Here is a 21,905-nt window from a genome sequence, read left to right as displayed (position 1 = left end):
CCGGGGTGGGGCTAGGTCTACCCCAAGCGGAGGGCTGAACGGATTCTGGGCGACGCCGCCGATTTCTAGCGTCTACAGGCATGACAGCCACTCCGAAAGTCCTCGAAGTCACGAACCTGCACAAGCGCTACGGCGAGCGCGTGGCCGTCGAAGACGTGACCTTCTCCGTCGAGCGCGGCGAGATCTTCGGCATCCTCGGGCGCAACGGCGCCGGCAAGACCACCACCGTCGAATGCGTCGGCGGACTGCGTACGCCCGACCGGGGCGACATCCGGGTGCTGGGCCTGGATCCGCAGCGCGACCGGGAACGGCTGCGCCGGATCCTCGGCATGCAGCTGCAGGAGTCCAGCCTGCAGGATCGCATCACGGCCGGCGAGGCGCTGCACCTGTTCGCCTCGTTCTATCCGAACCCGGCCCGGCCGGAGCAGCTGCTCGACGACCTGGGGCTGACCGGCTCGGCGAACACGGCGTACGCGAAGCTGTCGGGCGGGCAGAAGCAGCGGCTGTCGATCGCGCTGGCGCTGGTCGGCAATCCGCGGCTGGCGATCCTGGACGAGCTGACGACCGGTCTCGACCCGCAGGCCCGGCGCGACACGTGGCAGCTCATCTCCGACATCCGCGACCGGGGCGTGACGATTCTCCTGGTCACGCACTTCATGGACGAGGCCGAGCGGCTGTGTGACCGGGTCGCGGTGATCCACGACGGGCGGATCGCCGCCCTCGACACCCCGGCCGGCCTCACCGCGCTGGTCGCGACCGGCCAGGTGCTCACCTTCCGCGTCGCCCGGCCCGTCACCCTCGACGGGCTGCCCGGCGTCAGCGACGTCGCCGTCGACGGCGAGCACGTCACCGTGCGAGGCACGGAGGAAGCACTGCCGGCCGTCGTCGCCGAACTGTCGCGGCAGGGCTTGGCCCCGCTGGGCCTGCGCGTCGAGCAGTCCACACTCGACGACGCGTTCGTGCAGCTCACCGCAGTCTCCGCCAGCACCGAAACCGCCACTCCCGACGCTATCGATGGAGCGAACCGATGAACGTCACCATGTTCCGCACCGAGCTGCGCCTCTACTTCCGCGACATCGCGGCCGTCGTCTTCGGCATCCTGCTCGCCCCGGCCATCTTGGCGATCCTGGGCAGCGTGCCGGCCTTCCGGGAGGCCAACCCCGCGCTCGGCGGGCGTTCGACGCTCTCGGTCTATGTGCCGATCATGCTCACCATGGCGGTGGCGATGGTCGCGCTCAGCATGCTGCCGGCGCAGCTGGCGACCTACCGGGAACGCGGCATCCTGCGCCGGCTGGCGGCCACTCCGGCCCGGCCCCGCGACCTGCTCACCGCGCAGGCGTTCGCCCACCTCACCGTGCTGGGCATCGGAGTGCTGCTGGTGCTCGGGGTCGGCTGGCTGGCGTACGGGGTCGACCTGCCGGGCAACCCGCTGGCGTTCGTGCTCGGCTTCCTGCTCGTCGCGGCCTGCCTGTTCGGCTTCGGGCTGCTGCTGGCCTCGGTGGGCTCGGCGAAGCTGACGCAGGGCCTCGGGTCGCTGACCTTCTTCCCCCTGATGTTCTTCGCCGGCCTGTGGGTGCCGCTCGAGGTGATGCCGAAGACGCTGCAGCGCATCGGCGAGTTCACCCCGCTCGGCGCGGGCGTCCAGGTCATGCAGGACGCGGCGGCCGGTCACTGGCCGCAGGCGCTGCACATCGTGGTGCTCTGCGCCTACGCGGCGGTGGCGTGGACCGCGGCCGCCCGGTTCTTCCGCTGGTCCTGACCCGCTTCCCGACCCGCCCGCGCCCTGCCTTCGCCGCTACCGACCGGTGGCCGCGTCGAGCAGGGCGCGGGCAGTCTGGCGTACTGTCCGCGCGGCTTGGGCCTCGTCGTATCCGGCCACATCCGACAGCCAGATCAGCGTCTCGATGCCGATCGCCGAGCGGATCGCGATCGCCAGCGCGTGCACGTCCACCGCCGGATGCGTCACGCGCAAGGGCGCCAACGCATCCTCGACCCAGGCCACCGCGCGGCCCTGCCGCAACGTCGGCCGTTCCGCATCCGGCCCAAGGGATACGCGTAAAGCAGCGCGCAGTTGATGCTCCCAGGTGAAGTTGTATTCGCAGAACGCCGCGACGAACGCGTCGAGCCGTTCGGGCAGGGTGGCGGGCGCGTCCGGGCCGAGCAACGTGTCGGGCGAGATCTCCGGGTGCGCCGCCATGAGCAGCACCCGCTGATTCGGGAAGTAGCGGTACGCCGTGGTACGCGAGATCCCCGCCGCCTCGGCGGCCTCCTCGACCTGCGGCGTCTGGCCCTCGGCGAGCAATCGCCGGGTCGCGTCGACGAGGGCCTGCCGGGTGCGGGCCTTCTGGCCGACCCGGCCGGTCGCCTCATAGGGCATGGACATCGGCATGATCGTACCGCCGGGCCGCCGCCGCTCAGGTCGCCCCGCTCAGGTCGCCCCGCTCAGGTCACCCCGCTCAGGTCGCCCCGCTTCAGGTCACCGTCGGGCAGGTGATCGGTTCCTCGCTGGACGGTCGCGGGCTGGGCAGCGTGCCCGCGACGGTACGCCGTGAGTTGTCCGTGGTCTTCCCGGCCAGCTTGCCGGTGCTGTCGAGTTCGATCGCAGTGCTGAAGAAGTCGCCGGACTCGGGCAGCGCCATGGCCAGCTGGGCGGTGCCCCGCCACTCCGGCGCGGCCGCCGTGACCGTCGTGGTCGTCCGATAACTCGACCCGTTCAGCTCGGCCCGGATCGTCAGGGTGACCCCGGCCGCCAGGTTCGACGCCCACACCGGTACGCGTACCGCGACACCCGGTTTGGCGTGCCCGGACAGGTCGACGAACAAGCGTGGCACCCAGGTGCAGGAGATCTTCGCGAACGGGTCGAACACCAGCGCACCGCGCGGTTTGCCCGAGCCCTTCGGCGACCCCGAAGGCATACCCGACGGCGCTCCCGAAGACCGGCCGGTCGGCGTGCCGGAAGCCTTGCTGGGACTGCCTTTGCGGGTCGGCGAGCCACCGGGCGGACTGCCGATCGGATCGCCGGTCGCCGACGGCTCGGGTGTCGGCGCGGTGGTGACTGCCGAGCGTTGGCCCCCGTCGAGGCCCGACGAGGCCGAGTCACCGCATCCGCTCAGTCCGAAGCCACCCAATCCACTCAGGACGATGACGAGCAGGGCCGCCCTCGCCCGCACATTCCGGCGCATGTCAGCCCCCGATCTTGGCGGCGACGGCGGCGACCAGCTTCTCGACCGCCCGCCGCCCGACCCCGGGCGACGAGAGTCCCATGCCGTCGGCGGTCACGGCGACGAGCCTGCCGCCGACCACCGTGGCCGCCGCACTGCGCTGCGCCGACTCGTACGCGAGGCCGTCCTGCCCGACACCGACGGGTGCGGTGCCGACGCCGGCCCGCGTGGCGCTGCTCTTGATGTCCGTGCGCGCCTGCTCGGCGTACGCGGCCGGGGCGACCAGGACGCTGACGTTCGCACCCGGCCGGGCCTGCTGGTCGTCGGCCAGGAAGGTGCAGTTGACGGCGTCACCGTTCTGCTTGATCGTCGGGCGTTCGACATGCACGGCGAAGCCGACGGCGGCGGCGATGGTCGCCTCGTCGAGGCACAGCGCCGGGATGCCGTCATGCGCGCCGGGCTCGGCCGGCGCGGACGATTCGCCGGTCGCGACCGGCCCGGACGGAGCCTCGGTCACGACGGTCTGGGCGGACGGGGCGGCCGTGGTGCCGCCGGCCGGGCCGCAGCCCGCGACCGCCAGACCCGCTGTGGTCAGGCCGACGGTTGCCGCGATCACCCCGAGCAGCCGGCTACGGGGGCCAGTGGGAGAGATGAGTATGTTCATGCGATCACGGTACCGTCATGGTATCGCAGTCCCATGAAAGCGACGTGCAGCCGACAAACGATAAGCCGGGCCTAGTGGAGGGCGAACGCGACGGTGATCGTCGTGCCCTGATGGTTGGCGATCTCGATGCTCTCGGCGAGCCGCCGGACGATCCAGAGTCCGCGACCGCCCGGTTCGGCGAGCGGCACCGGCTGGGAGCCGGCGTCCGGGTCGGACAGCCCGGGGCCGTCGTCGGTGACCTCGCAGTAGAGCAGGTCACCGGAGCGCCACAGGCGCAGCCGGCCCCGGCCGCCACCGTGGCGTACGGCGTTGATCGCCAGTTCGTGGCAGGCCAGCACGATCTCGCCCGCCCTTCGGCTGTCGGCGCCCAACTCCGAGGCGTGGGCGGCGATCGCCGAGCGCAGCGAATACAAGCCCGCCGCGTCGAACTGCTGCTCGAGCAGTTCGGCCGCGACGTCAGGCCGGTCGCGGTCGGGAGGGCGCAGGTCAGGGGCGCTCATCGGCTTCTATCAATCTGAGCCGAACGTCGCCGCCCACGGAGCCGTCCGAGAACGAACCGCCGGACGACCGGCCACCCGTCAGCGACGCGCCGGAGTCCTCGACGCCGAGCAGGCGCAGCACCGAGGTCACCATCGAAGAGGCCACGATCGTCATCGTGCGGCCCGGCGGCAGGGAGAACGCCGTCTTCGCCACGAGCGTCGCGCAGGCGACATCGATGAAATGGAGCTTGGCCAGGTTCAGGTAGAGGTGCCGGTCGAGCCGCACAGCCTCGGACAACGCCTGTTCCAGCGGGTCGCGATGGGTGAAGTCCAGCTCGCCGGCGATGCGTACGCCGGGGGGCCGGTGCTGACGGCAGATCCGCAGTACCGGATCGTCGTGGTACGCCAGCGCCGCGACCGTCTTGGCGTGCGACCGGGCGGCGAAGGACAGGGTCACCGGGTCGAACCGGTCCCGGTCGTACTCGCAGATCGCGGTCAGCTTGCCGGAGGTGAACAGACTGCCCAGTGCGGTCTCGAACTCGGCCAGCCGCTCGACCGCCGGAGACGGCGCGACCGCCCAGCACATGTCGGCCGACACACGCAGCCCTGGATAGCCCTGCTCGACCGAGACGGCCAGCTCCGCGCCGAGCACGTCGACGACGGGCTGCGCGCCGACGCCGACCAGGCCGACGTCGCGGCTCGGGGCGATGATGAGCTGCCCGTCACGGGCACCGGTCACCTCGCGGCTGACCAGCTCGGCCGCCATCTGGTCGGCGGACAGTTCCTCGGTGTAACAGATGATCTTGTCGCCGCGATCCAGGCCGTCGGCGACGAACGCGGCCACGATGTCCAGCCGTTCGTCGCTGTCCGAGTACGTCAGGCAGGCGTGATCGCCCGGCCGCAACTCGTCCACCGTGATCGGATCCGACACGCTTCTCCCTTCCCCACCGAACCATCCCATACCCAGTTCTTCAGCGCATGATGCCTGCCGGTGGGCGGCCCAGCAGGCGGCTCACCTCGTCACTCACCGGCGACCAGCGGTCCTGCCGGATCGCGGCGAACATCGAGCTGTAGGCGTACACCCACCAGGGTTCCTCGCCGGCGAGCGTCAGCGCGGCGGCGAAGTCGGCGTCGGCGCACTCCTCGAAGGCGTACCCGGCCGCTTTGGCGACGTCGAGGCCGGTGAGGCTCTCCGCGCCGGTCAGGTCGTGGTGCCGGTCGGTCGGCCCGGCCAGCGCGAGGGCGGCCAGGCAGTCGGCGACGTCGTCCCGGGCCACCAGCGACATCCGGCCGCCGCCGGTGGGCAGCCGGACCGTGCCGTCCACGGCGACCTGCCGGACGAGCCCGCCGAGGAACTCGGCGAACAGCCCCGCGCGGGCGATGGAGTACCGCAGCCCGCTCGACCGCAGGACCTGCTCGGAGTAGCCGTTCGTGTGCGCGTAGCAGAACGGGGAGTCCAGATCGGCGTCCAGCCCGCTGAGCAGCACGACGTGGCCGACTTCGGCCTCCACCGCCGCCCGCAGCACGTTCTGGTGGTGCAGGATCACCTTCGCGGCTTCGCCGTCGCTCGAGACGAAGACCAGGGTGTCGACTCCGGTCAGCGCGGTACGCAGCGCCGCGACGTCGTCGTACGGAGCCTCGCGCCGGGTCAGCCCGATGACCTCGTGCACACCACCGGCCGCCGCGAGCCTCTGGGCGACCCGCCCGCCCACCCGGCCAGTGCTGCCGGTGATCGCGATCTTCATCGCCCCACCCTAGCCGCCCGCCCGCTACGGTGGATTCATGCCCAGCTCCGTACGCGCCCGCCTGCGCGACGGTGCAGCCGCCCTCCTCGTGATCGTGCTGCTGGTGGTCGAGCTGCTGAAGGCCGGGGCCGGCATCGACTGGCTGCGGCTGCTGGTCGGCCTCGGGCTGACCGCGATCGCGTACGCGGCCGCCCGGCGCGCCCCGGGCTGGACCCTGGCGGCGGGTTCTGCGGCGATTCTGGCGATCCCGATCGGCTCGTCCGAGCTGCCGGCCTGGCCGGTCGTGCTGTCGGTGCTCACCGCGCTGGCCGCCGGCCGCCGGATGGACCGGACCGCCCCCGCCGCTGCCGTCTTCGGGCTGGTGGCCATGGCCGGGCTCGTCCTCGCCGCCGCCGCGCTGGGCGACCTCTGGGCGTGGATCGACACACTCGTGCCCCTGGCCGTGTTTGCGGTGCTGCCCTGGTGGGCCGGGCAGTACGCCCGGCAGCGAGCCGCGCTCGTGGAAGCCGGTTGGCAGCGTGCCGACCAGCTCGAACGCGAACGGCAGCTGGTCGCCGAGGAAGCCCGGCTGCGGGAACGGAACCGGATCGCCCGGGACATGCACGACTCGCTCGGGCACGATCTCAGTCTGATCGCGATGCGGGCGGGCGCGCTCGAGATCGATCCGCGGCTGTCCGACGATCATCGAGCGGCCGCGGCCGACGTACGCGTCGCCGCCGCGGACGCCACCGATCGGCTCCGGGAGATCATCGGCGTGCTCGGTGGCCGGCCCGGTAGCGGCGGCGCAGGTCCTGAGCCCGCGCCGACCGAGCCGCACGTGCCGGACCTGGCCGACCTCGTCCGGCGTACGCGCGACTCCGGGATGGCGGTGTCGCTCAGCGGCACCGCGGTCGACGACTTGCCGGCGATGGGACGGCTCTCGGCGTACCGCATAGTGCAAGAAGGCTTGACCAACGCGGCGAAACACGCGCCGGGCGCGGCCGTGACCGTCGACACGCGGCGCGTGGGAGATCGGGTGACGGTGACCGTGCGTAATGGTCCGGGCGGGCCGGCGTCCGTGGAGCCGGGCGGCATGGGGCTGGCTGGCCTGCGGGAACGGGCGCGGCTGGCAGGCGGGACGTTGCGCGCCGAGCCGCGCGGCGGCGGTTTCGAGGTGATCGCCGAGTTGCCCGTGCACGGCGGGCCGCCGGTGCCGGAACAGCCGCCACCAGCGCGGGAGTCGGCGCGCCGATCCGTGCGCCGGACGCTGTGGGGTGGCCTGGCTGTGCAGCTCGCGGCGTTCACGGTGATCGGCGTCATCGTGCTCGGCCTACGCGTGCACGAGGTGACGACGTCCTTAGTGGATGGCGAGACCTACCGGTCGTTTCAGCTGGGGCAGGCGCGGGCCGAGCTGAACCTGCCCGCGCACGAGGTCGACGGACGGCCGGACGTGCCGGAGCCGCCGATCCCTGCCGGGGCGGAATGCGAGTATTACCGGGTGAGCGACGACCTGTTCGGCGGCCCGATCGACGTCTACCGGCTGTGCTTCCGCGACGGGCGGCTCGTCGGCAAGGACCACCTCCCCGGAGTCACTGAGACCCCCGGAGTCACTGAGACCCCCGGAGTCACTGAGACCCCCGGAGTCGCTGAGTGATCCGGCTGCTGGTCGCCGACGACGAGCCGATGTTCCGGTCCGGCGTACGCGCGATCCTGGCCACCGACCCGGGCATCGAGATCGTCGCCGAGGCGGCCGACGGGCGCGAGGCCGTCGAGCTGGCCCAGCGGCACCGGCCCGACGTGGCGCTGCTGGACATCCGGATGCCGAGGCTCGACGGGCTGGCCGCGGCCCGCGAGATCCGGCGCGGAACGCCGCAGATCGCCGTCCTGATGCTGACCACCTTCGGCGAGGACGACTACATCTCCGGCGCGCTGGCAGCCGGCGCGGCCGGTTTCCTGCTCAAGTCCGGCGATCCCCGGGAACTGCCGGCCGGCGTACGCGCGGCGGCGGAGGGCGCGGCGTTCCTGTCGCCCCGCGTCGCGCGAAGGGTCATCGCCCACCTCGGCGGCGACCAGCTCGGCCGGGTCACCGAGGCCCGCGCCCGGGTGCTTCAGCTGTCCGGCCGGGAACGGGAGGTGCTCGCCCTGATCGGCGCCGGACTGTCCAATCAGGAGATCGGCGAGCGGCTGTTCCTCGGGGCGGGCACGGTCAAGACCCACGTCAGTTCGATCTTGACTCGACTCGGTCTGCGTAACCGGGTGCAGGCCGCGATTCTGGCGTACGAGGCCGGGCTGTCCGGCGGCGCTGGAGACGGATCGCCTCCACCGCCACGGTGATCGAGACGGCGATCCCGAGCCCGAGCAGCAACCCGCGCAGCGGATCGTCCTCGAAGGCCCGCCCGCCGAGATACCCGATCAGCCCCGAATAGAGCGCCCAGGACACCGCGGCGATCGCGTCGAACAAGGCGAACCTCCGGCGTGGGTACGCCGCCGCACCGGTCGTCATGGTGGCCGCCGTCCGGCCGCCGGGGATGTACCGGGCGACGACCAGCAGGAGTCCCCCACGTTCCTGGAGCGCCCTCGACGCCCACTCGTACGCCGCCCGCCGCTTGCTGTCCGGCGGCATCCGGCGCAGCAGGCCCTGCCCGGCGGTCCGGCCGATCTGGTACGAGACGTGGTCGCCCGCGAACGCGCCCGCCGCGGCGACCAGGATCACCAGCGCCAGGTTGGGCTGTCCCCCGGCGGTGATCACCATCGTCTCGGCCGGCACCACCGGGAAGAACGCGTCCAGCACGGCGACCGCGAACAGCACCAGGTAGACCCAGGGCGAGGCGGCCGCCGACTCCAGGATGTGCATCATGCGACCGACGCTATGGATCTTGGCGAGCCGCTGCCCCCGCCGAAGGTCGGTCCCGACCCTGAGCTTCCTCAGGGTCCCTTGCCCGGAGACGGCTTGTGGGAAGAGTCTCGCGTGCTTGACCGGAGCGCGACGGCAGGCCGACCGTGAAGGGCATGACCACGCCGGATCTCGACGAAGACATGCCGGCCGACCTCGCCCGGCTGCGCAACCTCATCTCGTGCGAGTTGTACGACCAGTTCTCGCTGCGCCAGGACCAGTTCGACCAGGCCGACATCCCGGAGATCGCCTACGCGATCGCCCGGCGCGCGCACCGGGCCTTCCGCATCGAATGGTCGCCGCTGTGGCAGGACGACACCGACGACGACCTGGGCAGCCCCGATGCCGCCACGTTCCACGGGTCGGCGACCCCGGCCGAGCGCTACCCGATCTTCGACCACGGCTGGCCCCGCCACCCCTGACCGCTCACTTCTCGTGGTCGGCCAGCCAGGCGGCGTAGTCGGCCACCGCGCGGTCCAGGGCGTACTCGGGCTCGAACCCGGTGTCCGCGCGCAGTCGCGCCACGTCCAGCGCGGCCTGCGTCTCGCCGCCGTCCGTCAGCGCGATCCGGGCTCCGGGCACCACGCGCGTGATCGCCGCCGCCAGCTCCCGGTTCGAGGTCACCCGGCCGCTGCCGATGTTGTACGCCGAATGGCGCAGTTCGGCGGTGGTGACCAAGCGGGCCACGGCGGTGCCGCAGTCCTTGGCGTACAACATGTCTATGGCGTCGTCCGCGGGTGCGGCCGGCTGCTGTCCGCGGACGACTTGGTGAATCATCTGGGGCGCGGCGAAGAAGGGCGACGCGGGCCGGCCGAGCGGTCCCCAGATCGCGCCGACGCGGGCCGTGACCGACGGGACCTCGCGCTGGACCGCGGCCACCGTCTCCATGATCTTCTTCGCGGCCGGGATGGCGTGCGGGCTCGCGACCGGCAGCGGGACGTCCTCGCGGTAGTACCCGTCGTCGGGCGTAACGCCCGCGTAGACGCCGATACTGCTCGCCAGCACGACGCGCTCGACGTTCCACTCGTACGCCGCCCGCAGCACGGTGAACAGCGCGAGTGTGTCGGCCCAGAGCTTGTCGAGAGTGGACCCGTCGCCGAGGCCGGCGGCGGCGAGGTGGACGACGCGGGTGATCGGGAAGCGTCGGCCCAGCTCGCGCACACTTGCCGGGTCGGTCACGTCCACGGGCGACGGTCCGCGCCGCTGCGCGATCACCACGTCCTCGCCCAGATCACGCAGCGCTTGAGTGACGTGCGTGCCGAGGAAGCCGCCGCCACCGGTTACCAGGATCATGAGGGGTGCTCCAAATCGTTAGCCTGCTAACGATCATACACTGAGCAGGTGACCGACGTGATCCGGCTGCTCACCCGAGCCCAGAAGCTGCTGCGCACCACCACCGACGCCGCGATGCAGGAACACGGCGTACGCATCGGCCAGAACCTGGTCCTCGAAGTGCTCTGGGACACCGACGGGCTGACCCCGGGCGACCTCGCGACCAGGCTCGACGTCGCCACCCCGACCGTGGTCAACACCGCCGCCCGTATGGAGGCCGCGGGCCTGCTCGAACGCCGCCGCGACCCGGACGATCGCCGGCTCGTCCGGCTCTACCTCACCCCGAAGGCACGGGCCGCCGAGGCGCCCATCGCCGAAGCCCGCCGAGAGATCGCGGCACGGGCGCTCGCGGCGGTGACGCCGGCCGAACTGTCGCACTTGGAGAGCGCACTGACGAAGATCGTCACCGCCCTCTCCACGGTCGAGAGCTAACTCAGGGAGTCGGCGACGGCGCTGCTCACTGCGGTACGCGTCGCGTCGTCGCCCGAGGCGGAGACCACCGACACGTTGCCCACGCCGGGCTCGGGCGTCGAGCCGCTCGAGACGACGATGACGAACTTCTGGTTCGGGCTCTCCCGGGCCACCGCGCTGACCGTCTCCACCGGCAGCTTCCCGGCCGCGACGATCACCGCGCACTTGCCCAGGACCAGCGTGTTGACGAAGGTACGCCCGTTCGTCACGTCCTGCGGCCCGGCGATGGACAGGAAGCGGACCTGGCCGAGCGTCTTCAGCGAGGCGTCCTGCATCCCCGCCCACACCGGTTTCGCCTCCGCCGAGTTGATCCCCGCCGAGTCGGTCAGCAGGCAGGCGCTGACGTCGCGGTACTGGCGTGACCGCGGTTCCTCCTCACCACCCGGCCAGAGCACGAAGGCAGCGATCACGATCAGGATCAGGCCACCGCCGGCCAGCCAATACCAACGGCGTACGCCCTCGAACAAGCGCGCGAACATGCGCGGAAGGATATCGGTTCCGGCCCCGGTAATGTCAGACCGTGATCATTCGAGATGCCGTCCCCGGCGACTGGCCGCAGATCTGGCCGTTCTTCTCCGACATCGTCGCCGCCGGGGAGACCTACGCGTACCCGGAGGATCTGACACCGGACTCGGCGCGTCCGCTGTGGATGGAGACGCCGCCCGCGCAGACCGTCGTGGCCGTCGACGAGGACGGCACGGTGCTCGGCTCGGCGAAGTTCGGGCCGAACCGGCCGGCCCGCGGCGCGCACATCTCGACCGCCAGCTTCATGGTGAACCCGGCCGCGCAGGGGCGCGGCGTCGGGCGGGCGCTCGGGGCGTACGCGCTGACGTGGGCGCGCGAGCAGGGCTATCACGGCATGCAGTTCAACGCGGTGGTCGAGACCAACGAGGCGGCCGTCCACCTGTGGCAGTCGCTGGGCTTCCAGATCATCGGCACCGTCCCGGACGCGTTCCGGCATCCGCGGCACGGGCTGGTCGGCCTGCACGTGATGTACCAGCCGCTCCAGTAGGTCCGCTCCCCTGGTCACCGCACTGAGATCAGCCCGTCGCAGATGGTCGGATCGAACTGGTCGCACCGATCCCCGTCTCGTCGGCGAAATAGTTCGCCGGCCGCGCCCGCCCGGCATCACGACGTGTGATGTGCTGGCCCGGACGTGCGGATGAGAAGGAGACCTCGATGACTCAGCCGGACCTCGCCCGTGTCCTCGGGCTGCAGCCGCACCCGGAGGGCGGGTGGTTCGCCGAGACCTGGACGACGTCGCAGCAGTTCCTGCCCGAGGGGTACCCGGGCCCCCGGGCGGCCTCGGGCGCGATCTACTTCCTGTTGCGGCCGGGCGAGGAGTCCCGGTGGCACACCGTGCGCTCGGACGAGTTGTGGCTCTGGCATCGCGGCGGCCCACTGGAGCTGATCTTCGGCGGCGACGGCGATGAGCCGGCCCATCCGGTCGTCGTGCGGCTCGGCCCGGACATCGCCGCGGGCGAACGGCCTCAGCTGCTGGTCCCGGCCGGCGTCTGGCAGGCCGCGCGGCCCGCCGGCGGCCAGGAGGTCCTGGTCAGCTGCGTGGTCGCGCCGGGCTTCCACTACGACGACTTCCGGCTGCTGCCGGCGGCCGCGCCGGTCTCCGGCACGCTCATCCGCTCGTACGCCAGCGGCACCATCCCGCGTCCGGTCGCCGACGTGTGGCGCGACGTCGCCCGGTTCGGCGACATCGCCGGGTGGCATCCGCGGATCGCGAAGTCCGCACTGGACTCCACCGGACGGGTACGCCATCTGGTTACCGCCGACGGGGCGGTCATCGAGGAACGGCTCGTCGCGCTCGACGAACAGCACCGGACTCTCGCGTACGAGTTCGTCCGCAGCCCGTACGCCGTCGAGGATTACCGGGCGACGATGCGGGTCATCGAGATCCCGGGCACGGCGACGACCCTGGTCGAGTGGTGGGCCGACTTCCGTCCCATCGATCAGGGAACCGACTGGTGGGCCTTCTTCGGCCGGGAGATCTTCCAGCCCGGCATCGAGGGGCTGGCCGTGTCTCCACAGTGATCAGCATTTCGAGGCTTGATCAGCGTTCGAAGCGCCACCGGGTCGCGCCGTAGGGCTCGGCGGTCGCGACCCCGACGACCGTGTGGATGGTGAACCGGTACACGTGCCACGGCGGCGGCCCGGCGCTCGGCGCGCTGTACGCCGCGGTGAGCGCGTCGCCGTCCACTTCGCACGGCCAGCCGCCGACCCGGTAGCCCTCGGCGACCCGCTCCAGGGTCTCCGGATCGGTCACCCGGGCGGCCACTCCTTCGAGGACGACGTCGATGCCGGGCAGCCGGGCCGAGATCGTGCACATCGGATTCCGGGCGAGGTCGCGCGCCTTGCGGGTGGTGGGGCTGCTGGTGAAGTACATCGCGCCGGCGAGCCACTGCGCGCCGACGCCGGCGGCGTGCGGCGTACCGTCGGGGCGGGCGGTGCCGAGGAAATGGGTGATCTCCGGACCGGGCACGGCGGCGAGCGCGTCCCGGGCCCGCGCCCAGTCCAGCGGCGGGCTGCCGTAGCGGTCGAGGTTGGTGGTGTCGGCCGGGCTCGGCTCGCCGTCCGGGCCGCTGCTCGTGGCTGGGCTGCTCATGACCTGGACGTTAGTCGATGATTCCCTCGGCTTTGAGCAGGTCGGCGAGGTGGGCGAGTCCCACGCGCAGCCGGGATTTGGCCGTGCCCTCCGGAATGCTCAGGTCACGAGCGACCTCGCGGTACGTCCGCTCATGAAAGTACGCCAACGTGACGGCCTCCCGCTGCGGGGCGGGCAATGCCTGCACCGCCGCGCGTACCGCTTTGACCTCGGTCTGCCAGAGGATGCTCTCGTCCACCCCGGCCTCGGCGACCTCCGGCGGGGCGGCCGCGGCCTGATAGCGGCGGCGCGTCTCGGTACGCCGAATCCAGTCCAGCGCCCGGCCCCGCGTGGTCACGCACAACCAGGTACGCAGCGAGCCGCGCCCTGGGTCGTAGGCCCCCGGCCGCTCCCAGAGGTGGACGAAGACGTCCTGCGTGACGTCCTGCGCGCCGGCCCGGTCGCGGGTGATCCGGACGGCCAACGAGAAGACCAGGGCCGACCAGCTGTCGTAGATCTCGGCCAGGGCGTCGTCGTCGCCGCCGACGAGGCGCTCGTGCAACCGTGCGTCCGAGTCCCCCGTCCGCACCCTCAATCACATCCCAGGGTGGCGGCCGCTCGCAGGACCGACCCGGCCAGCTGCCGGTCGCCTTCGATCGCGTACGCCGCGGTGTCCGGCGAGCGCCGGTTGGCGACCAGCCGGGCGAAGGTGACGGCGTCGGCCCGCACGGTTAACGGCCCCAGCGGCAGTTCCCATTCGCCGCCCGCGGGTCCGGAGAGCACGAGCCGTCCGGCGCCCGGCTGGTCCACCCCGTGTGCGGCCAGCGCCCCCGGCAACAGCCCGACCGCCAGCGAGATGATCCGCCGGACCTGCTCGGGCGGCGGCTGGCTCAGCCGGCGGCCGACGTGCGCGCTGATGTCGTCGAGGTGGATCCAGGTCTCGAAGGCGCGCTGCACCAGGGCATCGCGCAGCGGTCCGCGCCCGGGGCCGTCCCGGCCGGCGAGGGAGACGTCGCGATCCAGGTCCTCGCCGGACGCGAGCCCGGTGACCAGCGAGTCGGCCTGGGCGCGCCAGACCTCGTGCACGGCCGGGCCCGGCGTCCCACCGGACCTGATCGGCTCCGGCAGCTTCGTCACCGGCAACGTGAGGTCGGTGGCGAGCATGGCGTCGTTGCGGGTCAGGTGCACCATCAGCCCGGCCAGGTCGTGGTGCCGGGGATCGGGCGTACGCCAGTCGGCGGGGTTCAGCCCGCGCAGCGCCCGGTCGAGCAGCGCGACCTGGCTCGCGTACGCCTCGACGAGGGTGCGCAGCAGGACGGGTGGGCGACGGCTGCGCGCCCGTTCCAGGATCTGTCCACGTAGTCCGGGTGGTGGTTCCATGACGTGCTCTATTCCCAGCCATGCCGATGCGGCGCGCAGCTTCCACGCCTCTGCCGAACAGGGGGCGCACTGCGTGAGGTGCGCTTCGATCGCGGCCGCTTCGACGCCGTCACACGCGTCGAGCGCCCACGCCCCGAGAAGATCAGCGACATGTGCATCCATGGCTACTCCTCGGAGGCTACCGGCCGGTGCGCCCGCGGCCAACCGCCGATCGGGCCGCGAAGCCCGCGAACCGGTGCGAGTCCACGTCCACGAAGTGGTAGGCCGGCAGTGGCCCGACGATCTCGATGCGCAGCCGCCGCCCGGTGACCAGCCGGGTGAGCCCGGCCGCGGCCCGGATGAAGGCGCGTTCGGACTCTCGCCGGACCAGGTATGCCCGCCCCATCGCAGCCGGGCGCTGGTGACTGCGTACGGCGTGCGGGGCGAGGTCGGCGTGCATCCGGGTCCACAGTTCGTCCGAGGTGGACCGGTCGTGGCGGCGTCGGCACGGCCAGACCGGCCCGCCCGCCGCCTTGCCCGGTTCCGCCGAGGACAACCGGTCTTCGGTGATCCGCACGTGCCACTCGGTCGCCTCGCGGATCCGGCCGAAGGCGTCGACGAGCCAGGCGTGTTCGGTCCGCAGCAGGCCGACCAGCCCGGCTCGGGTCGCGTACAGGCCGCCGAAACGCATCGGCAGGACCGGCGCCCGGTTGAACACGGCGTGGACCACCTGGTCGTGCGTACGCACGGCGTGCGCGAGCCAGCCGTCCTCGGTCAGGTCGGCGTCGGACAGCGTCAGGTCGAACGGCGCGGTGTCCACCTCGGACGCCACCGCCGCGTACGCGCCGTCCCGGACGAGCTGCACCGGAGTCCGGTCGATCCCCGGCGGCAACACCAGCCCGCCCGCGTCGGCCGGATCCACGAATGCGTACAGGTACCACCCCACGCTCACGACGGCTCCCCTCCCGTGCCCCACCTAGTGGTGGTACGCACGCCGGGCGGGCGTGGATGAGGAACCGGTTCAGTGTTTTCATCCGGCCGCTCCGATGACCGGAGCGACCGCCTGCAGCGGTACGCCGAACACCACGTCCGGCTCGGGTTCGGTGAGCCAGTGCGGTACGCGTCCGCCGCCCGGTCCGTCGCCGCCCGCGCCGGCTCCGCCGGTCATGGGTGCGACCGGCGGGGTGAAGTAGCCGCCGCCCGCCGCCCCGCCGGACGCTCCGCCACCCGGCGTGACGGCCGGGGTTCCGGCGGCGACGCCGACCGGGACGGGGTCCGAGTCGACCCGCGCGAGGACGGGATCCACGACGCCCGAGCCGCCGGGCACCGCGCCGGTGGGGATGGTCGGTGGGCTGAACCCCGGTACACGGGCACTCCCCCGTGCGCGCGTTCCGGCGGTCGAGCCGCCGCTGCGTACGGGAGTGGGCGCCGGCGCCGAAACGGCCGGAACCGGCGACTTCGGAGTGGACGATGCGGGCACCGGCGACGGCACGGTCGGCACGGTCGGCGCGGTCGACGGCGGGCCGACGAGTTGCGGGATGGCGGTGCGGAACCGGCCGCCGAGCGCGGCGGCGGCAGCCGACAGCCCGGCCCCGTAGACCCCGCCGAACAGGGTCCCCTGGGCGGGCTGGGCGGGATAGGTCCCGGCGATCAGGTCGTTCACCGCCGGGAAGGGCGCGGCGGTGGGCGGGGCCGGGACGAGCGCTTCGAGGTCGGCGTACTTCTGGGCGAGGTCGGTCAGCAGCCGCACGGCGTCGAGGTCGGGCCGGCCCAGCACCCCGGTACGCGCGGCCTGCAACGCCTCCCCCGCCGAGTACACGTTGTCCGCGACGAGCCGGGCGAGGTCGCCGAGCTGCCACAGTCCCCGGATCAGGTCGGCGATCATCTGCTGGTAGCGCTCGGCCGCTCCGCCGGTCCAATAGGGAGTGAACGCCCGCAGCTGCTGCTCCAGGTCGCCTGCCCGGGAGTAGAGCCCACGGGTGATGTCGCTCCAGAGGTCGGCGGCGGCGCGTACCTGGGCCGGGTCGCCCACGGCGATCAGCTGCTCCAGCTGCGCCCGGGCGTACGCGCCGAAGTCGGTGCTCATAGCCGCGTACCCGAGGTGTAGACGGTGCCCCGGCGGAGGTCGGCCGCCGCCTGCTCGTCCTGCGCCTCGTACCCGGCGGCCACCGCTCGGGTGGCGTTCGCGGCGAACAGCAACGCCTGCTGCGCCGCCCCGAGGAGGGCGGCCAGCTCGGCCGCGGCGCGCCGATGCCGTTCGCCGAGGGTTCGGGCCTCGGTGAAGTCGCCGAGCGGCATCGGCGCGCCGGTGAGGACGGCCAGGCGGTCGTTCGGCAGCCCGAGGGCCGTCATCTGGCCCTCCAGCTCGGCGGCGAAGTCCAGCAGGGACTTCAGGTGAACCTCGAACGACTCCGTCATGGCGTCCTACTCGAACTGGGAGGCGAACTTCGCCTCGTTGGCCTGCTGGTCCTGACCGGCCTGGCCCAGCGCCGAGCCGAGCCGGTCGATGTCGGCGAACAGCTCCTGCGCCGCCCGCTGAAGCCGAGTCCAGTACTCCTGGTACTTCTCGGCCGCCTGGCTGCCGGACTGCACCCAGGTGTCGCGCAGCGGACCGGCTTTGCTGTTCGCGTCGTCGATCTGCTGGTTGAACGTGGCGGCCTTGGCCCGCAGCGCCGCGGCGAGGTCCGACATCGCCTGGAAGTTGACGCTGACCACGTAATCCGACATCGTCTCCTCCTTCAGTTCCCGCGCAGCCGGTCGTACGCACCGCCGGCCGCGCTCGTCAGCGACTGGGCGACGCTGTCGTCGGTCTCGGTGTAGGCGGTCTGCGTGCTGTTGACCACCGACGACAGGTCGGACAGCAGTTGCACCAGCTTCTTCAGATCGCCGTCGAGCCCTTCCACGGCCCGGTCGAGCGCCTGCGCCTGGCGACCGGCGTACCTGGTCGCCCGGAGCGCGTCGACGTCGCCCAGCATCTGCTGGATCGTGCTGCGAGCCTGGTCGGAACTGTCGTCGTAGGCGCGGACGGCCGCTGCCGCGGCCGCGGTGTCGAGTTGGAACCCGGGTCCCGTCACCGCGCCACCTCCCTTCTAGTCGAATGCGTTTCTGGTCGGGGTTTGACGCCCTGACGCCATTGAAGCCGCGGCGGAGTCCCTGGTGAACGGCACAAGTGCGGAGCGGCGGCCCGGCAAAAGTGCCCATCGCGCTATGCAGTGGGCTCGATCCAGGCGAGCTGGACGAGCGACGGCGCGGCCCGGCGGGTGACGAGCCGGCCCCGGCCGGGGGGCAACGGTCCCGGCTTGACCTGGCCGAGCAGCGGTCCCTCGTCCTTCGACCCCGAGAGCACCAGGCCCGGCGTCGCCAGATCCCGCAGTCGTTGCAGGATCGGCTCGAACAACGCCCTGGAGGCGCCGCCGCTGCGGCGGGTCAGGATCAGGTGCAGGCCGATGTCCTTGGCTTGGGCCAGCAAGGGGGCCAGCGGGGCGAGTGGGTTCCCGGCCGGCGTCACGACGAGGTCGTAGTCGTCGACGAGCACGAACAGCTCCGGGCCGGTCCACCAGGACCGGTCGCGCAGTTGCTGCGGAGTGATCTCCGGTCCGGGCAGCCGTTCGCGCATCGCGCGTTCGACCTGGGCCACCGCCGCCGCGACCGCCTGATCGGAACCGCAGTACTCCAGGAGGTAGTCGGCGGCGACCGCGTCCAGCAGGCTGCGGCGGTAGTCGACGACGAGGACGGCGGCCTGGTCCGGTCGGTACTGCGCCTGGAGGCCGGCGGCGAGCAGCCGCAACAGCCCGGTCTTGCCCGACTCCGTGTCGCCGAACGCGAGGAAGTGCGGGTCGATGGCGAAGTCGGCGTACACCGGGGCGAGGTCGGCCTCGGCGATGCCGAGCGGCACTCGACCGCTGCCCGGCGGCCCCGCCGCACCCACGTCGGACAGCAGGGCGGTGATCGGCAACAGGTGGGGCAGCAGCCGGAGTTTGGGCGCGCTCGGTCCGGTCCAGCCACTGCCGACCTGCGCGACGAGGTCGGCGACGCCGTCGGCGAGGTCGTCGGTGGTCGACCGGCCGTCGATCCGGGGCAGGGCGCCGAGGAAGGCCAGTTTGTCCGCCGTCAACCCCCGCCCCGGTACGCCCACCGGCACGTTGGCCGCCGCCCGCCGGTCGACGACCGAATCGGCGGGATCGCCGAGCCGCAGCTCGACCTGGGTGCCGATGAGGTCGCGCAGGGCCGGGCGGATCTCGGTCCAGCGGTTGGCCGCCAGCACGACGTGGATGCCGTAGCCGAGGCCCCGGGCAGCCAGCGTACCGACCTGTTCCTCCAGCTCCTCGAATTCCTGACGTAGCGTCAGCCAGCCGTCGACGACGAGGAACACGTCGCCGAACACGCGCCCGTCCTCGGGCGGCGGAGGCTGGCGGCGGAACGCGGCCATCGAGTCGATCCCGCGTTCGCTGAAGATCCGCTCCCGTTCGGCGAGCAGTCCCGTCAGTTCGGCGAGCGTACGCCGACAGCCTTCGACGTCCAGGCGTCCGGCGTACCCGCTGATGTGGGGTAGGCCGGACAGGCCCGCGAGTGTCCCGCCGCCGAAGTCCAGGAGGTAGACCTGGACCTCGACCGGGGTGTGGGTGAGCGCGAGCAGCGCGACCAGCGTGCGCAGCAGGGTGCTCTTGCCGCTCTGCGGCCCGCCCACGACGACGGCGTGCCCGGCGGATCCGGACAGGTCGATCCACAGTAGATCACGACGTTGCTCGAACGGCTTGTCCACGATGGCGATCGGCACGGTGAGGCGGCCGTTGCCGGGCCAGCTCGGCAGGCAGAGGCCCCGCTCGGGCGTCGCGGTCAGACCGGGCAGCAGCTGGTCCGCGGTGGCCGGATCGGCGAGCGGCGGCAGCCAGATCTGGTGCGCCGCCGGGCCGCGGCCGGTCAGCCGGGACAGCATCGCGTCGATGACGGTCTCCCCGGTGTCCGATTGCGGGGCGATCGCGGGGGCGGCGTCTTCGGGCGTGGCCTCGGCTGGCGTGGGGATCAACGGGAACGGCATCGCCCGGTGACGGAACGGCGCGGGCTGGGTGGCGTGGAATCGTTGCGCGGGAAGCGGTCCGGACACATAGGAGCTCTTGAACCGCAGCAGCGTCGCGGTGTCCGTCCGCAGGTACGCCGAACCCGGGATCGGCGGCAGCTCGTACGCGTCAGGCACCCCGAGCACGGCTCGGCTGGCGGCGGAGGAAAAGGTCCGCAACGCGATGCGGTAGCTCAAATGGGTGTCGATCCCCCGCAGGCGGCCTTCGTCAAGGTTCTGCGAGGCGAGCAGCATGTGCATGGCGACGCTGCGGCCGAGGCGGCCGATCATGCCGAACAGCTCGGCGAACTCGGGGCGGCTGGTCAGCAGCTCGCTGAACTCGTCGATGATGATCATCAGAGACGGCAGGGGTTCGAGGTCCGCCCCCGCCAGCCGGGCGCGTTCGTAGTCCTTCACCGCCGCGAAGTTGCCCGCCGACCGGAGCAGCTCCTGGCGGCGCACCATCTCGCCGCGCAGCGCGTCGCCCATGCGGTCGACCATGGTGAGGTCGTCGGACAGGTTGGTGATGACGGCACAGGTGTGCGGCAGATCCGTCATCCCGGCGAAGGTCGCGCCGCCCTTGAAGTCGATCAACGCGAGGTTCAGCACCTCCGACGAGTGCGTCACCGCGAGCCCGGTGACCAGCGTACGCAGCAGCTCGCTCTTGCCCGAGCCGGTCGCCCCGATGACGAGGCCGTGCGGGCCCATGCCGCCTTCGGCGGACTCCTTGAGGTCCAGGTCCAGCGGGCGGCCCGCCGGGTCGACGCCGATCGGCACGCGCAACCGGTCCCGCGCCGGGCGGGGGCGCCAGGTGACGGCCGGGTCGACCGCGCGGGGATCGGCGATCCCGAGCAGGTCGGCCAGGCCGGGTGCGGCCCCGGTGTTCAGGTCCGGCAATGGTTGCACCGTCGGGCTGAGCGACGTCAGCTGCCGTGCGAGGAACTCCGCTGGTGCCTCGTCGAGCCGATCGGGGCGGCCGATCGGGCGCACCCCTTCCGGCGTACGCATCCCGATCCGGTCGCCGTCGACGAGCAGGCTCAGGGTGGCGCCGTCCGGTTCGCCGGGCCAGCCGCCGACGTCGAGCACGGTCACTCCGGCGACCTCGGTGACCTCGCCCGGCACCGGCACTCCGTCCACGATGTACACGACGTGCGGGTCGGCTTCGGCGTACGCCGAGAACGCCGGGCGGCTGTCGAGGTCGAGCAGCTCGACGAGCGGTTCGGCGGCCGGGCCGACGAGCCGGACCGGACCGGCGGCGTCCATCCGCCCGCCGTCGCAGGCGTGCGGCAGCCACTTGAGCCACTCCCACGACCGCTGCCGATCGGCGCTGACCTGGCAGGCGATCCGCAGTGCGCCGGGCGGATGGAAGATCGCCAGCTGGCCCAGGATCGCCCGGGCCAGACCGAGCACCTCGGGTCGCTCGCCTTCGACGGTGATCCGCGAGAACGACCGGACCGAGACCGCGACCGGCAACGCGCTGACCGTGCCGAAGGTGCGGATGAACGTCCGCAGGGCGCTGGAGCTCACCGGGTCGAGGTCTTCCACCGGGGCCGTCTGCGGCGGGCGCAGCGGCGTCGCCAGCAGCTGCGGTCCGGTGCCGATCCGGACCTGCCCGAACTCCGGGTCGCCCGCTGTACGCTGCCACATGCGGGCGGTGCCGGCCAGGCTCCACAGGTCCCGCGGCGGCGGCAGCCGATCGATCATCCCCTCGCTCTGCCGCGCGGCGGCCGTTTGCACCTGCCGACGCAGGTTGGCGAGATAGCGCAGGTAGTCGCGGCGTTCGACGTCGAGCTGCCGTCGCTTCTGCGCACCGGACCGGGTGAGCGTCAGGACGAGCATCCCCGCCGTGGACGCTGCGAACAGGCCGCCGAACAGCCACGACATCGTGGTGTTGGACCGGCCCAGGTTGACCAGGGTCATCGCGCCCATGCCGAGCATGAGCGGCACCATCACCAGTAGCTGGGTGAACGAGGCCGAGCCGCCCTCGCGGGGCAGCAGCGGCGGTGGCTGCAGTTGGACCTCGTCGAATCCTTCGGGGTTCATCAGGCTCATCGGGCTCATCGGGCTCATCGGGCTCATCGCCTCATGAAACCGCTCCGGCGCGGCCGTTCCTTGGACACTTATGCGGACAACCGCATGGGCATTTCTGCCGTTCTGGACGCCCGGGTGG

At 72.2% G+C, this 21,905-nt stretch carries 26 protein-coding genes and 1 pseudogene; 9 read left to right on the top strand and 18 right to left on the bottom strand.

The genetic code is table 11. From position 1 onward, the window contains the following. Positions 1–80 precede the first annotated feature (80 nt). Positions 81–1,031 (top strand): ABC transporter ATP-binding protein, encoded by a 951-nt coding sequence (locus HDA40_RS00700; protein ID WP_253750083.1) that lies wholly within the window; start codon positions 81–83, stop codon positions 1,029–1,031. Further along, positions 1,028–1,759 carry an ABC transporter permease gene (locus tag HDA40_RS00695; RefSeq protein WP_253750081.1) on the top strand — a complete coding sequence of 244 codons (732 nt, stop codon included), beginning with the start codon at positions 1,028–1,030 and terminating at the stop codon, positions 1,757–1,759. Before HDA40_RS00700 ends, HDA40_RS00695 begins: the two co-directional genes overlap by 4 nt. Before the next feature lie 36 nt (positions 1,760–1,795). Here the strand turns inward: HDA40_RS00695 and HDA40_RS00690 are convergent, their stop codons facing one another. The 6 genes from HDA40_RS00690 to HDA40_RS00665 form a co-directional block, all read right to left on the bottom strand. Then, positions 1,796–2,383 (bottom strand): TetR/AcrR family transcriptional regulator, encoded by a 588-nt coding sequence (locus HDA40_RS00690; RefSeq protein ID WP_253750078.1) that lies wholly within the window; start codon positions 2,381–2,383, stop codon positions 1,796–1,798. Between the two features lie 88 nt (positions 2,384–2,471). Continuing rightward, positions 2,472–3,182, bottom strand: coding sequence for a hypothetical protein (locus tag HDA40_RS00685; protein ID WP_253750076.1), 711 nt, complete (start codon positions 3,180–3,182; stop codon positions 2,472–2,474). 1 nt (position 3,183) lies between these two features. Further along, positions 3,184–3,825, bottom strand: coding sequence for a hypothetical protein (locus tag HDA40_RS00680; RefSeq protein ID WP_253750073.1), 642 nt, complete (start codon positions 3,823–3,825; stop codon positions 3,184–3,186). Between the two features lie 71 nt (positions 3,826–3,896). Beyond that, positions 3,897–4,325 carry an ATP-binding protein gene (locus HDA40_RS00675; RefSeq protein WP_253750070.1) on the bottom strand — a complete coding sequence of 143 codons (429 nt, stop codon included), beginning with the start codon at positions 4,323–4,325 and terminating at the stop codon, positions 3,897–3,899. Continuing rightward, positions 4,312–5,235, bottom strand: a complete 924-nt coding sequence (locus HDA40_RS00670) for an MEDS domain-containing protein (protein ID WP_253750067.1) — start codon at positions 5,233–5,235, stop codon at positions 4,312–4,314. Before HDA40_RS00670 ends, HDA40_RS00675 begins: the two co-directional genes overlap by 14 nt. Before the next feature lie 40 nt (positions 5,236–5,275). Further along, positions 5,276–6,049 carry an NAD(P)H-binding protein gene (locus HDA40_RS00665; protein WP_253750064.1) on the bottom strand — a complete coding sequence of 258 codons (774 nt, stop codon included), beginning with the start codon at positions 6,047–6,049 and terminating at the stop codon, positions 5,276–5,278. A 37-nt stretch (positions 6,050–6,086) separates the two neighbouring features. On the opposite strand from HDA40_RS00665, the gene HDA40_RS00660 reads away from it, so the two are divergent. Next, positions 6,087–7,682, top strand: a complete 1,596-nt coding sequence (locus tag HDA40_RS00660; RefSeq protein WP_253750060.1) for a sensor histidine kinase — start codon at positions 6,087–6,089, stop codon at positions 7,680–7,682. Beyond that, a complete protein-coding gene (locus HDA40_RS00655) occupies positions 7,679–8,362 on the top strand; it encodes a response regulator transcription factor (protein ID WP_253750057.1) in 684 nt (227 codons plus the stop codon). The genes HDA40_RS00660 and HDA40_RS00655 overlap by 4 nt, the downstream gene beginning before the upstream one ends. Here the strand turns inward: HDA40_RS00655 and HDA40_RS00650 are convergent. Beyond that, a complete protein-coding gene (locus tag HDA40_RS00650) occupies positions 8,247–8,885 on the bottom strand; it encodes a DedA family protein (protein ID WP_253750055.1) in 639 nt (212 codons plus the stop codon). The two genes, HDA40_RS00655 and HDA40_RS00650, sit on opposite strands and share 116 nt — an antisense overlap. A gap of 152 nt (positions 8,886–9,037) precedes the next feature. Between HDA40_RS00650 and HDA40_RS00645 the strand changes: the two genes are divergently transcribed. Continuing rightward, positions 9,038–9,343, top strand: a complete 306-nt coding sequence (locus HDA40_RS00645; RefSeq protein ID WP_253750052.1) for a hypothetical protein — start codon at positions 9,038–9,040, stop codon at positions 9,341–9,343. Positions 9,344–9,347: 4 nt separating this feature from the next. Here HDA40_RS00645 and HDA40_RS00640 read toward each other — a convergent pair whose 3' ends face one another. Next, complete coding sequence (locus HDA40_RS00640; protein WP_253750049.1) at positions 9,348–10,214, bottom strand: NAD-dependent epimerase/dehydratase family protein; 867 nt, start codon at positions 10,212–10,214, stop codon at positions 9,348–9,350. Positions 10,215–10,262: 48 nt separating this feature from the next. On the opposite strand from HDA40_RS00640, the gene HDA40_RS00635 reads away from it, so the two are divergent. Continuing rightward, complete coding sequence (locus HDA40_RS00635; RefSeq protein ID WP_253750046.1) at positions 10,263–10,685, top strand: MarR family winged helix-turn-helix transcriptional regulator; 423 nt, start codon at positions 10,263–10,265, stop codon at positions 10,683–10,685. Here HDA40_RS00635 and HDA40_RS00630 read toward each other — a convergent pair. After that, positions 10,682–11,203 (bottom strand): type 1 periplasmic-binding domain-containing protein, encoded by a 522-nt coding sequence (locus HDA40_RS00630; RefSeq protein WP_253750043.1) that lies wholly within the window; start codon positions 11,201–11,203, stop codon positions 10,682–10,684. The genes HDA40_RS00635 and HDA40_RS00630 overlap by 4 nt on opposite strands. 41 nt (positions 11,204–11,244) lie before the next feature. Between HDA40_RS00630 and HDA40_RS00625 the strand changes: the two genes are divergently transcribed. The 3 genes and pseudogenes from HDA40_RS00625 to HDA40_RS00615 all read left to right on the top strand — a co-directional run bounded on the left by HDA40_RS00625 (position 11,245) and on the right by HDA40_RS00615 (position 12,770). Continuing rightward, positions 11,245–11,736, top strand: a complete 492-nt coding sequence (locus HDA40_RS00625; RefSeq protein WP_253750040.1) for a GNAT family N-acetyltransferase — start codon at positions 11,245–11,247, stop codon at positions 11,734–11,736. Positions 11,737–11,903: 167 nt separating this feature from the next. Further along, positions 11,904–12,326: pseudogene (locus tag HDA40_RS00620) on the top strand (cupin domain-containing protein); the annotation flags it as partial. Further along, positions 12,324–12,770, top strand: coding sequence for an SRPBCC family protein (locus HDA40_RS00615; protein WP_275978435.1), 447 nt, complete (start codon positions 12,324–12,326; stop codon positions 12,768–12,770). The pseudogene HDA40_RS00620 and the gene HDA40_RS00615, both read left to right, overlap by 3 nt. Positions 12,771–12,789: 19 nt before the next feature. On the opposite strand, the gene HDA40_RS00610 is transcribed toward HDA40_RS00615, so the two are convergent. The 9 genes from HDA40_RS00610 to eccCa all read right to left on the bottom strand — a co-directional run bounded on the left by HDA40_RS00610 (position 12,790) and on the right by eccCa (position 21,814). Next, entirely contained in the window at positions 12,790–13,341 is a 552-nt protein-coding gene (locus tag HDA40_RS00610) for a pyridoxamine 5'-phosphate oxidase family protein (RefSeq protein WP_253750038.1), read from the bottom strand. 10 nt (positions 13,342–13,351) lie between these two features. After that, positions 13,352–13,909 carry an RNA polymerase sigma factor gene (locus HDA40_RS00605; RefSeq protein WP_253750036.1) on the bottom strand — a complete coding sequence of 186 codons (558 nt, stop codon included), beginning with the start codon at positions 13,907–13,909 and terminating at the stop codon, positions 13,352–13,354. Between the two features lie 2 nt (positions 13,910–13,911). After that, positions 13,912–14,862, bottom strand: a complete 951-nt coding sequence (locus tag HDA40_RS00600) for a zf-HC2 domain-containing protein (RefSeq protein WP_253750034.1) — start codon at positions 14,860–14,862, stop codon at positions 13,912–13,914. Between the two features lie 16 nt (positions 14,863–14,878). After that, on the bottom strand, positions 14,879–15,631 hold the full coding sequence (locus HDA40_RS00595) for a GvpL/GvpF family gas vesicle protein (RefSeq protein ID WP_253750032.1): 753 nt from the start codon (positions 15,629–15,631) through the stop codon (positions 14,879–14,881). A gap of 78 nt (positions 15,632–15,709) precedes the next feature. Further along, complete coding sequence (locus tag HDA40_RS00590; RefSeq protein ID WP_253763961.1) at positions 15,710–16,765, bottom strand: WXG100-like domain-containing protein; 1,056 nt, start codon at positions 16,763–16,765, stop codon at positions 15,710–15,712. After that, on the bottom strand, positions 16,762–17,097 hold the full coding sequence (locus tag HDA40_RS00585; RefSeq protein WP_253750030.1) for a hypothetical protein: 336 nt from the start codon (positions 17,095–17,097) through the stop codon (positions 16,762–16,764). The genes HDA40_RS00590 and HDA40_RS00585 overlap by 4 nt, the downstream gene beginning before the upstream one ends. A gap of 6 nt (positions 17,098–17,103) precedes the next feature. After that, positions 17,104–17,406, bottom strand: coding sequence for a WXG100 family type VII secretion target (locus HDA40_RS00580; protein ID WP_253750028.1), 303 nt, complete (start codon positions 17,404–17,406; stop codon positions 17,104–17,106). Positions 17,407–17,417: 11 nt separating this feature from the next. Continuing rightward, positions 17,418–17,753 carry a WXG100 family type VII secretion target gene (locus tag HDA40_RS00575; RefSeq protein ID WP_253750026.1) on the bottom strand — a complete coding sequence of 112 codons (336 nt, stop codon included), beginning with the start codon at positions 17,751–17,753 and terminating at the stop codon, positions 17,418–17,420. 131 nt (positions 17,754–17,884) lie between these two features. Beyond that, complete coding sequence (gene eccCa / locus HDA40_RS00570; protein ID WP_253750024.1) at positions 17,885–21,814, bottom strand: type VII secretion protein EccCa; 3,930 nt, start codon at positions 21,812–21,814, stop codon at positions 17,885–17,887. Positions 21,815–21,905 lie beyond the last annotated feature (91 nt).

Origin of the sequence: Hamadaea flava (assembly GCF_024172085.1) — a bacterium.
Lineage (GTDB): Bacteria > Actinomycetota > Actinomycetes > Mycobacteriales > Micromonosporaceae > Hamadaea > Hamadaea flava.
The sequence above is the reverse complement of the archived record's forward strand: the minus strand, read 5'-3'. Positions and strand labels throughout refer to the sequence as shown.